The sequence below is a fragment of the Roseovarius aestuarii genome, from assembly GCF_019966515.1.
GTDB classification, from domain to species: domain Bacteria; phylum Pseudomonadota; class Alphaproteobacteria; order Rhodobacterales; family Rhodobacteraceae; genus Roseovarius; species Roseovarius aestuarii.
Genome location: NZ_JAIMIB010000005.1, coordinates 75,884 through 87,974, shown reverse-complemented (window position 1 = coordinate 87,974; position 12,091 = coordinate 75,884). Strand labels below are relative to the sequence as shown.

General features: G+C 58.3%; 14 protein-coding genes. 3 read left to right on the top strand and 11 right to left on the bottom strand.

Annotation, left to right across the window (positions count from 1 at the left end):
* The first annotated feature begins 6 nt into the window (after positions 1–6).
* On the top strand, positions 7–414 hold the full coding sequence (locus tag LC334_RS08690) for a hypothetical protein (protein ID WP_085800157.1): 408 nt from the start codon (positions 7–9) through the stop codon (positions 412–414).
* A gap of 28 nt (positions 415–442) precedes the next feature.
* On the opposite strand, the gene LC334_RS08685 is transcribed toward LC334_RS08690, so the two are convergent.
* Positions 443–1,021: a retropepsin-like aspartic protease family protein gene (locus LC334_RS08685; RefSeq protein ID WP_085800158.1), complete on the bottom strand. Its 579-nt coding sequence runs from the start codon at positions 1,019–1,021 to the stop codon at positions 443–445.
* 57 nt (positions 1,022–1,078) lie between these two features.
* Positions 1,079–1,696 carry a MarC family protein gene (locus tag LC334_RS08680; protein WP_176237677.1) on the bottom strand — a complete coding sequence of 206 codons (618 nt, stop codon included), beginning with the start codon at positions 1,694–1,696 and terminating at the stop codon, positions 1,079–1,081.
* Between the two features lie 138 nt (positions 1,697–1,834).
* Between LC334_RS08680 and LC334_RS08675 the strand changes: the two genes are divergently transcribed.
* Positions 1,835–2,608: a metallophosphoesterase gene (locus LC334_RS08675; RefSeq protein WP_085800160.1), complete on the top strand. Its 774-nt coding sequence runs from the start codon at positions 1,835–1,837 to the stop codon at positions 2,606–2,608.
* A gap of 89 nt (positions 2,609–2,697) precedes the next feature.
* Here the strand turns inward: LC334_RS08675 and LC334_RS08670 are convergent, their stop codons facing one another.
* The 3 genes from LC334_RS08670 to LC334_RS08660 all read right to left on the bottom strand — a co-directional run bounded on the left by LC334_RS08670 (position 2,698) and on the right by LC334_RS08660 (position 5,652).
* Positions 2,698–3,087, bottom strand: a complete 390-nt coding sequence (locus LC334_RS08670) for a cupin domain-containing protein (protein ID WP_223412923.1) — start codon at positions 3,085–3,087, stop codon at positions 2,698–2,700.
* Between the two features lie 120 nt (positions 3,088–3,207).
* Positions 3,208–3,741, bottom strand: coding sequence for an OmpH family outer membrane protein (locus tag LC334_RS08665; RefSeq protein ID WP_085800161.1), 534 nt, complete (start codon positions 3,739–3,741; stop codon positions 3,208–3,210).
* A 57-nt stretch (positions 3,742–3,798) separates the two neighbouring features.
* Positions 3,799–5,652 carry an ABC-F family ATP-binding cassette domain-containing protein gene (locus LC334_RS08660; RefSeq protein ID WP_085800162.1) on the bottom strand — a complete coding sequence of 618 codons (1,854 nt, stop codon included), beginning with the start codon at positions 5,650–5,652 and terminating at the stop codon, positions 3,799–3,801.
* A gap of 133 nt (positions 5,653–5,785) precedes the next feature.
* Here LC334_RS08660 and ndk point away from each other — a divergent pair, with 133 nt between their 5' ends.
* Positions 5,786–6,208 (top strand): nucleoside-diphosphate kinase, encoded by a 423-nt coding sequence (ndk, locus tag LC334_RS08655; protein ID WP_085800163.1) that lies wholly within the window; start codon positions 5,786–5,788, stop codon positions 6,206–6,208.
* Positions 6,209–6,260: 52 nt separating this feature from the next.
* On the opposite strand, the gene LC334_RS08650 is transcribed toward ndk, so the two are convergent.
* From LC334_RS08650 to LC334_RS08630, 6 genes are all read right to left on the bottom strand, one after another.
* The gene (locus LC334_RS08650) at positions 6,261–6,659 is read right to left on the bottom strand and encodes a DUF4112 domain-containing protein (RefSeq protein ID WP_085800164.1); all 399 of its coding nucleotides are present in this window, start codon (positions 6,657–6,659) and stop codon (positions 6,261–6,263) included.
* 227 nt (positions 6,660–6,886) lie between these two features.
* Positions 6,887–7,021: a hypothetical protein gene (locus LC334_RS23030; RefSeq protein ID WP_263286398.1), complete on the bottom strand. Its 135-nt coding sequence runs from the start codon at positions 7,019–7,021 to the stop codon at positions 6,887–6,889.
* A 225-nt stretch (positions 7,022–7,246) separates the two neighbouring features.
* The gene (locus tag LC334_RS08645; protein WP_085800165.1) at positions 7,247–8,242 is read right to left on the bottom strand and encodes an arginase family protein; all 996 of its coding nucleotides are present in this window, start codon (positions 8,240–8,242) and stop codon (positions 7,247–7,249) included.
* Positions 8,243–8,339: 97 nt separating this feature from the next.
* Positions 8,340–9,929, bottom strand: a complete 1,590-nt coding sequence (locus LC334_RS08640) for an ABC transporter permease (protein WP_085800166.1) — start codon at positions 9,927–9,929, stop codon at positions 8,340–8,342.
* Positions 9,922–10,959, bottom strand: a complete 1,038-nt coding sequence (locus LC334_RS08635) for a quaternary amine ABC transporter ATP-binding protein (RefSeq protein ID WP_085800167.1) — start codon at positions 10,957–10,959, stop codon at positions 9,922–9,924. Before LC334_RS08635 ends, LC334_RS08640 begins: the two co-directional genes overlap by 8 nt.
* A 79-nt stretch (positions 10,960–11,038) precedes the next feature.
* Entirely contained in the window at positions 11,039–11,989 is a 951-nt protein-coding gene (locus LC334_RS08630; RefSeq protein ID WP_085800168.1) for an ABC transporter substrate-binding protein, read from the bottom strand.
* Positions 11,990–12,091: the final 102 nt, after the last annotated feature.

The following is a 12,091-nucleotide window of genomic DNA, read 5'->3' as shown; positions in this document are numbered from 1 at the left end:
GGTCTGATGGCCGGGGATCTGCCGGAATATTATTTCAGGGTGCGCGAAAACGGTGCCTTTGTGTTCCGCGTCGATACCGAAAATCGCCAGCGTCGGATCGACATGGACCAGATCGCCGTGGTCAACATCCGCAAGGGTGAGATTAAACCGCATGGCGAGCGTGAGCTGAGCGCCCACGATCTGGAAGTAATCGAGGAATGGATGGCCGAGCGGCTGGAGCTGGTGGAATATCGCGACATTGACGATATCCACCGGGCGGTCGACTATTTGAATACCACCACACATTGGGCACAGTCCAAGGCGACAGACGAGCAGTTGGAAGAGGTCAGCGATGCGTTGCTGCTGGCGATGCACGATTTGCGCACCGTGCTGGTCCGCAAAAAAGCAGACCGCTTGCTGACCGGGGATAGCTAGGGGCGCGACCGGAATACGCGACGTGGCGCTATCGTGTGAGGATCAGTTTGCCGCCGGAAATCTCGACGCTGGAATAGCGTTGCAGATAGCTCATCCCCAGCAGCGACTGACCAAGTTCGCCGCCGTTCACAACGGCGGTGACCCGAGTGTCGCGGATCGGACCTATTGCGATGCTGTCCAGACGCACCGGGGCAGTGCGCACCTCACCATTGGCGGTAAAGGCGCGGCCCGTATAGGCCAGATCCTCGGGGTTAAGCCCGGCGATGCGAGCGTCCTCCTGGCTCAGCACGATATCGGTGGCGCCGGTATCAACAACAAAGATAATCGCCTCGCCGTTCACCTCTGCGCTCAGATAGTAATGCCCGTCCGCCTGACGCGGCAACTCGACCCGGTTGTCCCCGGACACGCTCTGACGAGGTGAAACCGTGCTGCGGATGTCATCCCAAAGGCCGATGGCGGCGATCACGCCGATGAAAATAAGCCCCCAGATCAGGGCTTGCTGCGCAACGGTGCCAAGCTTTTCACGGTTTGTCGCGACAAACCACGAAACAACGGCAAGGCCCAGCATGATCAGATAAATCAGATGTGCGGTGTCGAAATCGTCCATTCACGCCTCGGTTAAACTGTGGATCAGATATAGGGGCAGGGGACGGGGTGCAAAAGATCAGCCGCCAAAACCAAATCCCTTGATGCCGTCCAACACGAACTGCACCGCTAGCGCGGCGAGCAGCATGCCCAGCACGCGTGTTAGCACAAGAAGGCCGGTTTTTCCCAGCAGACGCTCAAAAAACGACGCGGTGAGAAAGCACAGATAGACCATCAGAACCATGCTCAGCATGACGCCGATGACGATACCCAGGCCTGCCCAGCCCGGTTGCTGCCCGGCCAGAAGAATGACCGAGGTGATGGCACCGGGGCCGGAAATCAACGGGATTGCCAGCGGAAAGATCGACGGGTCCGCATGATCATCCTCTTCGGCGCGGTCCTCGCGGCGTTTGGTGCGGCGTTCGAACAGCATCTCGAGCGCGGTCAGAAACAGAAGCAAGCCACCAGCGACGCGGAAGGCTGGCATTGAAATGCCGATAAAACCGAGGATTTGTTCGCCCAGCACGGCAAAGGCAATCAACATGATGCCGCCGGTCAGACAGGCCCGTAGCGCAATTGCCCGACGGCGGGCATCGCTCATGCCCTGCGTCAGCGCCAAAAACATCGGCGTCAGGCCCGGCGGATCAATGATCACGAAAAGCGTGACAAAAGCGGTTATGAGAAAGGCGGTGTCCATCACGTCCGTTTTATATGGTTATCCTCTTTCAACACGGATGAGGTGCTTTGCCAAGCGTTGATCTGGTTAAGCAAGCTGTCGGCTTGTAGGTCGAAAGCGGATCGCTAGAGTGCGCGTGAACAGCGTCGGGAGACCGCAATGACAAAACTGCTTTGGCTATCTGACCTGCATTTCGTAGCCGAGGGGCTGGTACAGGATCATGATCCGCGGCAGCGGTTGGCATCGGCGGTCGAGCACATCAATGCGCACCATCGGGACGCCGAGTTTTGCGTTGTTTCCGGTGATCTGGTGGATCGCGGTACGGTTGAAGATTACTATGGGGTAGTAGCGGGGCTGAACCGGCTGGCGATGCCCTGGCTGCCGATGGTGGGCAATCACGATGATCGGGCGTTGGTCAGACAACACTGCCCCGTGCCGACGGGTGGAATGGCGCAGTTCATCCAATACGCCGTGCCCGCAGATGCCGCGCGAGCGGTTTGCCTTGATACGCTGACGCCCGGCAATAACCACGGCACCTTCTGCGCCGCACGATTGGATTGGCTGGGCAACGTGCTGGCGAAAGACCCGGATACACCGACGCTGATCTTCATGCATCATCCGCCGATGGACCTTGGCCTGCCGATGCGGGATCGAGACCGATTACAGGAGGCCGAGCCGCTGCTGGACCTGCTGACCCGGCATAAGCAAGTCAGGCAGCTTTGCATCGGTCATGTGCACCGGCCCATTGCAGGATCGCTGCGCGGTCTGCCCTTTGCCACGATGCGCGCGGTACTCTATCAGGCGCCGCCGCCTGTACCTGCCTGGGATTGGGAGAGCTTCAGACCCGCGCGTGAGGCGCCAGCCCTGGGTGTGATCACGCTGCGGGGTGGCGACGTACAAATACACTACGAACAGTTTTGCGCCGCCGATTAGGCAACTCGCATATCTGAGGCTGCCGGCGTTATCTGGCCCGATCTTGTCTGCGTTAGCGCATCTGTTCTCGTCTGCTTCGAAGCCGTCCGTCAGCCTTTCAGCGCGTAACGATCCGCTTCTTCAAAGGCGTCGATCACCCTTGTGCCGGCCTTGATGAGCGCCCCGTGTTCGACGCCGGCCGGGATCGAATAGCTGTCACCAGCCTTGTAGATTTTCGTCTCTCCGCCGATGGTGAGTTCGATTTCCCCCTCGACAACCGTCCCCCATTGCGCCCCATGCGCGTGGGTAGGCAGTTCCATATCCTTGGGGAAGGTGAAGAACGCGACCAACCCGTGTTCAGATTTAACCACAGCGGTCTGCACAACATCGTCCGGAAAGGGTACATCGATGCTGGGAAATGCCGTAATGAAATCCGGATAGGGCATGGTGGCATCCTTTTTCGCGTGATTGCCCAAGCGGGGCCGAGTATAGATCTGCACGATGTCAGTGCTCCCACGCGAATGCAATCAGACTGTTAACTCCGCGGTCCAACTGACCGCAGCGCACCAAAAAACCGATTGCAGGCCAGGATGATGCTGGCCTCCGGCATTCGGGCGAGATTATTGCAGACGGTCAATCACCATCTGGGTGATGTCGACACGCTCACCCACCAGAAGCACGACGCCGGTTTGCTTGTTCAGGATCAGGTCATAGTTGAACTCTTCCTGAATCGCCGTGAACACCGGATCGAACTGTTTCTGGATTTCCTGCATCCCTTCCGCCCGGATTTTCTGCGCCTCGCGTTGCTTGTCGTCGCTGAAGCGTCGCAGCTGTACGGTGGCGTCTTCGAACTGCTTTCTCAGGTTGACCAGTTGCGCCTGATCTTCGCTGTTCACGCCATCCGAGATTTTCTGCCGCAGATCTTGAATGTATTTCTGCTGCTCGGCGACCTGCCCCTGGGCCTCTTCCTGAAAGGCATTCAGCTTTTCGCCAAGCGCTGCCCCGGCGGCGGATTGGGCGATTACCTGATCGATATTGACGACGGCGATTTTAACCGGCGCCTCCTGCTCTTGCGCGACGGTCGTTTGCGGCGCTGTCGCGCCCAGCAACGAGACGGCAAACGCACTGGCAAGGACGAGGGATCGGTAAGTCATGGATAGCTCCAATTATGAATGACGCGCCCGAGCGCGAGTTGCGGTCAACCTAGCGAGTTAATTGGCGGATTCAACCTGCTCAAGCTTTTCCAGCGCTTTGATCCACAATGCTTCGGCGCGATCCAGCCCATCCATCACTTCGCTGTATTTTTTTTGCCACCTCGTGGCCTCGACCACGTTTTCCTCGTCGTAAATGCGCGGATTGGCGAGCTTGTCAGCGATCTTGTCGCGCATCTCATTCAGCTTTTCGACACGTTCTTCGCATTTGCGGACTTCCTGACGCCGGGCCATGATAGCCTCGCGCGTGGGGCGTTTGACCGGTTTGGTCTTGGCGTTGGCTTTTGCGGGTTTGTCACTGCTCAGCAGAAGCTGTCGATAGGTTTCAAGATCACCGTCATAAGGGTTGACCGCGCCATCTTTGACCAGCCAGAGGCGATCCGCGACGAGACCCAACAGATGCATGTCGTGGCTGACCAGAATGACCGCGCCGGAATAGGCGGTCAGCGCCTCGACCAGCGCCTCGCGGCTTTCGATATCAAGGTGGTTGGTCGGCTCGTCGAGAATGAGCATATGCGGAGCATCGATGGTGGCGATCATCAGGCTCAGGCGCGCTTTCTGCCCGCCCGAAAGCTTGCCGACCAGCGTTTCCGCCTGTTCTGCGCCGATACCAAATCCGCCAAGGCGCGCGCGCAGTTTCGCGGGCGCTTCATCGGGGCGCAGGCGGCGGATGTGGTCAATGGGGGTTTCATCGACATGCAATTCATCCACCTGGTGTTGGGCGAAATAACCCACCCGCAGTTTTGAGGCTTGCGTCTTGCGACCCTGCATCAACGGCAAGCGGTCCGAGAGCAGTTTGGAAAGCGTCGATTTGCCTTCACCATTACGGCCCAGCAGGGCGATGCGATCATCCTGATCGATGCGCAGGTCAAGCCGCGATAGCACGGGTTTGTCATCATACCCGACGATGCCGTTTTCAATCCGGATGATCGGCGGCGACAGTTCCTCGGGTTCGGGGAAGGTGAAACGCTTCAGCGCCGCTTCGCGCGGCGAGGTGATCGGCTTGAGCTTGGCGATCATCTTGAGGCGGGATTGCGCCTGTACCGCTTTGCTGGCCTTGGCGCGGAACCGGTCGACAAAACTTTGCAGATGGGCGCGACGGGCTTCTTGCTTCTTTGCCTCGGATTCGGCGGCCAGAAGTCGCGCTGCGCGGGTTTCGGCAAAGGTGTCGTAATTGCCTTGATAGAGCGTCAGTTTACGATCTTCGAGATGCAGGATTGCCCCTACTGCGCGATTGAGCAGTCCGCGATCATGGCTGACGATCAGCACGGTATGCGGGTAGCGCGCGAGGTAATTTTCCAGCCAGAGCGCACCTTCGAGATCGAGATAGTTGGTTGGCTCATCGAGCAGCAGCAGATCGGGCTGCGAGAACAGGACCGCCGCCAAAGCCACGCGCATCCGCCAGCCGCCGGAAAAGGCCGAACACGGCATGCGTTGTTCATCGCTGGTAAAGCCCAGGCCGCGAAGGATCGACGAGGCGCGTCCCTCAGCCGACCAGGCGTCGATATCCGCCAGCCGGGTCTGGATATCGGCGATACGCGCCGCGTCCTGCGCGGTCTCGGATTCTTCCAGCAGCGCGGCGCGTTCGGTGTCGGCGGCCAGCACCGTGTCGATCAATGAGACCTCGTTGCCCGGTACTTCCTGCGCAACGCCGCCGATGCGCGCGCGCGCGGGCAGGGTGACCTCGCCGGTTTCCAGCGCCAATTCGCCCCGGATCAGGCGAAAAAGCGTAGTTTTACCTGTGCCGTTCCGCCCGACAATGCCGACCTTATGGCCTTCGGGGATCGAGGTACTGGCATGCTCGATCAGCGGGCGACCCGCGACGGCATAGGATATGTCATTGATGCGCAACATGGGCGCGGTGTGCCGTATTGCAGAGGCGCCGTCAATCGCGGCTTTTCAACTGGGTTTTGCCATGTTAGTGGGGCCGCAATCCTGAAGGGGCGGGCATTGGGCCCGGCCAGAATTTAACTGAGAAGAGGCTGACATGGCTGTCGAACGCACGCTGAGCATCATCAAACCCGACGCAACCAAACGCAACCTGACCGGCAAGATCAATGCCAAGTTCGAAGACGCGGGTCTGCGGATCGTAGCGCAGAAGCGCATCCACCTGACCCCGGCTCAGGCGGGTGTGTTCTATGCCGTGCATGCCGAGCGTCCGTTTTATGGCGAGCTGTGCGAGTTCATGGCTTCGGAACCGGTCGTGGTGCAGGTGCTGGAAGGCGAAGGCGCGATTGCCAAGAACCGCGAAGTCATGGGCGCCACCAATCCCGCGGACGCGGCCCCCGGCACCATCCGCGCCGAATTTGCTGAATCCGTCGGCGAAAATTCGGTCCACGGATCGGACGCGCCCGAGACGGCAGCGGTCGAGATCGCTTATTTCTTCTCAGGTCTTGAACTGGTCGGCTAAACTGGTTCAGAGATTTGTTTATGGGCGGCGCATGCAGATGCAGCCGCCCTATTCATGCCGGTATCTCGGGTCGCGTCACCACCTGTGCCCGGGTCGAGCGTTTGGCGAGGTTTGCTTCAAGCAGGCGGACGTTGCGGATATTGGCGTTGTAGGCGATGTCAAAGAGATCACCGATCAGTGGGACTGAGCCGATGATCATGTCAATCGCAAGGTTTCCCAGCATGACGATTTGCGCGCCTGTGGTGGCACCCAACTGCCGTGCCCGCCAGACCAGCCAGAGGGCGGGGGCCAGGGCCGCGGCGTCGCCGATCACCGGCAGAAAACCCAAAAGGTTGTCTATGCCGACGGTCAGTCTGGTGCCCGGGATACGAAACAGGGCATCCATCCGGCGCGCAAACAGGTGAAGCTTTTCCAGTTCGGCGTCCATATCTTGCTGAATCGTATCTCTCATACTGTATACATAAGTATGCAGTTGTGGAATTTGTAGGTTAAATCGCTGAAAACTGTTCGTTTTCCAAGCGATTGTCTGCCGCGATTGTACGAGATAAGAGGGAAAAATAAGCTGATATAACAGTCTATTAGATGTGTTATCTAATGTCGCCCTACCGAATTCTCCGGTATGGTCGGCGTCAATACCAAAACGCCCTTTACTCGTCCAAAAACAACAGAATCCAGCGATTAAATGCTGGCGAAATCGGTAAATACCATCGGTGTCGGTTTTGGTGTTCGTGTGCCCGGATGGGATTGAACACTCGCATTCGCGGGTTTGTTCTCGTCCTTGGTGGGTGGGTTCGGAGGTGCGGCTGTTGCCATTGGTCTGCTCCTTTTTCCTGGGGGCAGCCATCCAGCCTGATGTGGGCTGAACGAGCCCGGTTACAATGTACACTTGCAGACAGTGACCCAATTCTGGGCCGAAATTAGGGCCGAAACCAGACAAGTTTTGTTGCATCACTGCAATGTGAGGTACATTTGAGACAGAGTTTAGGCAGAAGCAAATGAGGGAGGCGTTAACGCCCTGCACGTTGCATCAGTGCGAAACTAACTTGCGTTAGAGACAGTATTCGCGCAATTTTCAGCAATCATCGAGATCATCTCGAACATCACCGCCGCAGCGGTCAAGGCAGTGATATTGTTAGGAGAATCCTTTGTTGGCATCATGCAAACCACGTCTCCACCGATGATATTCAGGCCACGAGCAGCGCGCAGGATGCCGACGGCCTCGTCGATGTCGAACCCCTTTTCCCCGGGTTCGAGATTTGACACGGCAGGGGCGATTGTGGGGTCGAGACAGTCGAGATCAAATGTGATGTAAACAGGTCTGTCACCAAGTACTTCTTTTGTTTGCGCTACCACGTTCGCAAGGCCGCGTTCGCGAAATTCCCCCATAGTTACAATGTTGTAGCCGTAATCGTAGGATGGTTGCAGCCAGTCAAGGCTACGGGGGTGACCGCGCAATCCGATCTGCATGGAGCGACTCGGGTCGACCTTGCCCTGATCTGCCAGATAGGCGCCCCAATGCGCCGCGGATTTCTTGGCACCTAGGAAATGGTCGACCTTGGTGAAGACATCCGTATGGGCGTCGAGATGCAGAAAGCTAACCGGCTGGCCTTGCGCGATGGCGCCGCAGCCCAAGGCCTGTACGATACCACCGGTGATCGAGTGATCGCCGCCTACGGATACGGGCCGTGTGCCTGCTTTGTCGATCTGAGCGTAGAAATCGGTGATCCGCTGAATGCAATCCTCATTGTCATTGGCCCGAGGGAAGGGCACGTCGCCCACATCCGCGATGTTGCAGCTGTTCCAGGGGTCTATGCCGAACAGGGAATGCACGCGGCGTTGCACCGCCGAGACATGTCGCAGGGCGCGGGGACCAAGGTGCTGGTCGCGTTCGGTGGTGCCGTTACCAGTGGAATGCGGCACGCCGACAAGGGCGATATCCTTGCCTTCGGGGCCTTCGTTGGGGCACCGGAACATGGTGGGGATGCCCCACCAATAAAGGTTGTCCATCATGGATTTCTGGTAGGCATCGGTCATCTTAGGTAATCTTCTTGGTTGCAGCCGGGAAATGGTTGTTTCCCGGAATGATGAAAGGGCAGGCCCGGCGCTGAAAGGCGGGCCTGCATCAGCTTTATCAGTCTTTCTGGTCTTCGCGGCGGAAGGCACCTTGAACGATACGGTCCATCACCATCGCGAGGAAGAGGATGGCGAAACCGGCAAGCAGGCCCTGGCCTTTAGCCGCATATTGCAGCGCCTCAAGCACGTCCTTTCCCAGCCCGCCACCACCGATAAGTGAGATGATCACCACCATGCTGAGACACATCAGGATGGTCTGGTTGACGCCGGTCATGATCGAAGGCAGCGCCAACGGAATCTCGACATCCTTCAGAAGTTGCCACTTGGAGGCACCAAAGGCCACAGCAGCTTCCTTGATGCTTTCCGGTACACCGCGCATACCCAGTGCGGTCAGTCGAATGACCGGCGGCATGCCAAAGATGATCGTGGCCAGAATACCAGGCGGGTTGCCGGTGCCAAAGAAGGCAATCACCGGGATCAGGTAGACGAAGGCGGGCAGGGTCTGCATCAGATCCAGTACCGGCTCGGCGGCGCGGTAGGCGCGGCGCGACTTGCCAAACCAGATACCCAGCGGAATGCCGATCACCACGCAGAGGATTACCGATGCGCCAACAAGCGCCACGGTTTCCATCGCGGTGGCCCAATAACCCAGCACAGCGACATAGGCCATCGATGCCACGGTGAAGATCGCCACGCGCGGCCCTGCGGCTCGCCAGGCGGTCACCGCAATGACCAGCATAACCACGGGCCAGGGTGAGCCATTCAGCGCCAGCGTAAGCGCATCGAGCACGGTGCGGACACCGGCTACGATCCCGTCGAACACATCCCCGCCCGCGATGGCGGCCGCGTCAATCCGCGCCTCCATCCATTTGGCGAGGGTTGCATAAAGCGTGCCGTTCCCCTCGCCCAGAATCACCTTTGATACGGGCTCTTCGGGGAATTCATCAAGCAGCACCATCGACGTGCTTACCGTAAATTTGTAGACGATGAGTGGTCCAATGGCAGCGGTCAGCAACGCCCCCATGATGGCGTTGCGCGGCGCGCGACCGCTTTCAGTATTTTCCGGATCGATCCGCCAGTTGGAATACTGTTTTTCATAGACCTGGTTTGCATAAAAACCCTGAATCAGCTTGAAGATCAGTAGGAGCAGAAAACCCGTCACCATGATGCTAAACGCCTCGGCCTGGGAGGCGTCTGCCTGGACCATGCTTTTGTCAGCTGCGGCCTGGATATTCTCGGCCAGTTTGCTGAATCGATCGATATCGGTTTGTTCTGTCGCAGCATTGGCCTTGTCCATCAATTCCTGCGCGCGGGCGCTTTGGCGGGCTGCGCGGTCGGCCATATCGGCGCCGGGATTACCCCACCAGCCACGGCCGATCTGAACCCAGGCGATCACCTCAAGGATAAGGAAGGCCCAGAAAACCCCCCAGATCGCACGTGACGCGGCCCAAAGCGGACCGAGCACTGCCGCCCAGAGATTGAACGTATTGGGCAGGATGCCGGTGGCATCGTGGATCTTGTGGAAAGAGTTCACATAGTAGTCGCCACTGACCTCGGCAAACTCATGGATCGAGGCATCAAGCGCGTCGCGGTCAACCTCGATATCCGAGGCGGCGGTGACTTTCATTTCGGTGGTTGCATCAGTCATTTTTGCCCCCCTGGATGCCACGCAGCAGGCGTGGTTTGGTGACGATGCCGACATCGGCGCCGCTATCGGTGATGACGACTGGCTGATCGGTTTCGACCGCCAGATCAATCAACTGGTCCAGATCGGCGCCGTGATCGGCGCGCGGGGCGCCGTTGAGATCGCCCTTATAGCTGTCGAGAGGCTCCATGATCGAATGGGCCTTGACCAGTTTGAGCTTGGAGATGCCCTGCACGAACTCGCGGACATATTCATCGGCCGGGTTCATCACGATATCCTCGGGCGTGCCAATCTGGACGATCACCCCGTCTTTCATGATGGCGATGCGGTGGCCGATGCGAATTGCCTCATCAAGGTCATGTGTGATGAAAAGCGTGGTTTTCTTGAGTTGTGCCACCAGTGCCTTGAACTGGTCCTGAAGTTGCAGCCGGATAAGTGGATCGAGCGCCGAGAACGGCTCGTCCATCAGCAGGATTTCGGGGTCGGAGGCCAGCGCGCGGGCGATGCCAACGCGTTGCTGCATGCCGCCTGAAAGTTCCTTGGGCAATCGATCCTCATAACCAGTCAGATCCACGAGGCCAAGGGCATGATCCGAGATCGCCCAGCGTTTCGATTTGGGAACCTTACGGATTTCAAGGGGATAGGCGACGTTGTCGCGTACCGATCGGTGCGGCATCAGCGCCATGTGCTGGAACACCATACCGATCTGCTGGGCGCGAATGCGGCGCAACTCGGTCTCGGAGATGGCGGACACATCCTGTCCCATGATCTCGATCTTGCCCGCGGTGGGCTCGATCAGTCGGTTGACGTGACGCACGAGGGTGGATTTACCCGATCCGGAAAGGCCCATGATGCAGAAAATTTCGCCGCGCGGGACATCGAATGTGGCGCCCTGAACCCCGACAACACATTGGAAACGCTCTAACACTTCGGGCTTGCCGATCCCTTCGGCCTTGACGGCGGCCATGGCTTCGTCGGCGCGGGTGCCGAAGATCTTCCAGACATCCGTCAGCTTGACGACTGTATCGTTCATTTATTTCCCCCTGATGAGCAACAGGCCGCCGGGGGACTGCCCGGCGGCCTGCCGTTACCTTACTGGTTGATGGTGCCGATCACTCGGACATCCAGCCCAGTACGGCATCTTCATTCTCGGCTACCCAGGCTTCGGCGTAGGCAAGCGGTTCCTGCTTGTCGATCACCAGCGCGTAGGTCATCGCCGAAACCGTGTCAGTGTCGAATTTCACGTTCGACAGCATCTTGGCAACGTCCGGGTGCGAGTCTTCCAACGACTTGGCGTAGTGGACGTGCAGATAAGCCAGGTCCCAGGCAACGCCTGCATCGGAAATTTCCAGCCAGTTCGGGTCGTCGGTGGGCTGCGTTACGTTCCACTTGGCAGCGTCATAGGCAGGCTCCTCGAGGATCTGCATGTCATGCAGCGCGAAAACATAGTGCGGCGTGTAGCAGAAGCCGGCCCAGGGATCGCCCGCCTTGATCGCGTTGTCGAGATTGGCGTAAGCCACGGTCTCGTCGATCTCGGTCAGTTCCATCGTCTCGGAGTAGCCGTAGGATTTGGCGCGAATTTTCTCGACATTGGTCGAGGCCCAGCCGGGTGCACCGATCCAAAGCTCGCCCTGACCATCGCCATTGCTGTCAAAGAGGGCAGCAATATCAGGGTTGGTCAGATCTTCGATCGAGGTGATGCCATGCTTGTCGGCGGTACCCTGATCCACGCACATTCCCTGGAACGCTTCGACGCCGTTAGGGTTCATAGAGACCGAGGCTTTGTCCTTCACATAGGTGTCGTGCAGGTTCTGCTGGTTCGGCATCCAGACCTCGGGATGCACATGCATGGCGCCGCTATCCATCGCCTCAAAAACGATGGGGTTGGTACCGTTTTGCAGTTCGACCTCAAGACCCATGTTCTGTTCGATGGCAACTTTAAGGATGTGCGCCGTGGCGTTGACTGACGGCCAGTTTGGAACGCCGATGACGATATCGGCGGCCATCGCCGGCGCGGCCATTGCCATCATGGTTGATCCCATCAGGGCTGTAAGTTTTTTCATAAAGTATCTCCTCTTACGTTGGTTGTTAGCATCTCGCGAACGCTATTTGCTCCGCTTTTGCGCGGATTCCTTTTGGTGTTTTCAGGTGTATTTTTTTGTCTT

Coding starts and splice junctions, on each gene's coding strand:
- LC334_RS08645 (WP_085800165.1), bottom strand. CDS start 8,242: ATGACCGATGCCTACCAGAAATCCATGATGGACAACCTTTATTGGTGG.
- LC334_RS08665 (WP_085800161.1), bottom strand. CDS start 3,741: ATGACTTACCGATCCCTCGTCCTTGCCAGTGCGTTTGCCGTCTCGTTG.
- LC334_RS08685 (WP_085800158.1), bottom strand. CDS start 1,021: ATGGACGATTTCGACACCGCACATCTGATTTATCTGATCATGCTGGGC.
- ndk (WP_085800163.1), top strand. CDS start 5,786: ATGGCTGTCGAACGCACGCTGAGCATCATCAAACCCGACGCAACCAAA.
- LC334_RS08635 (WP_085800167.1), bottom strand. CDS start 10,959: ATGAACGATACAGTCGTCAAGCTGACGGATGTCTGGAAGATCTTCGGC.
- LC334_RS08660 (WP_085800162.1), bottom strand. CDS start 5,652: ATGTTGCGCATCAATGACATATCCTATGCCGTCGCGGGTCGCCCGCTG.
- LC334_RS08630 (WP_085800168.1), bottom strand. CDS start 11,989: ATGAAAAAACTTACAGCCCTGATGGGATCAACCATGATGGCAATGGCC.
- LC334_RS08650 (WP_085800164.1), bottom strand. CDS start 6,659: ATGAGAGATACGATTCAGCAAGATATGGACGCCGAACTGGAAAAGCTT.
- LC334_RS23030 (WP_263286398.1), bottom strand. CDS start 7,021: ATGGCAACAGCCGCACCTCCGAACCCACCCACCAAGGACGAGAACAAA.
- LC334_RS08690 (WP_085800157.1), top strand. CDS start 7: ATGGCCGGGGATCTGCCGGAATATTATTTCAGGGTGCGCGAAAACGGT.
- LC334_RS08640 (WP_085800166.1), bottom strand. CDS start 9,929: ATGACTGATGCAACCACCGAAATGAAAGTCACCGCCGCCTCGGATATC.
- LC334_RS08680 (WP_176237677.1), bottom strand. CDS start 1,696: ATGGACACCGCCTTTCTCATAACCGCTTTTGTCACGCTTTTCGTGATC.
- LC334_RS08675 (WP_085800160.1), top strand. CDS start 1,835: ATGACAAAACTGCTTTGGCTATCTGACCTGCATTTCGTAGCCGAGGGG.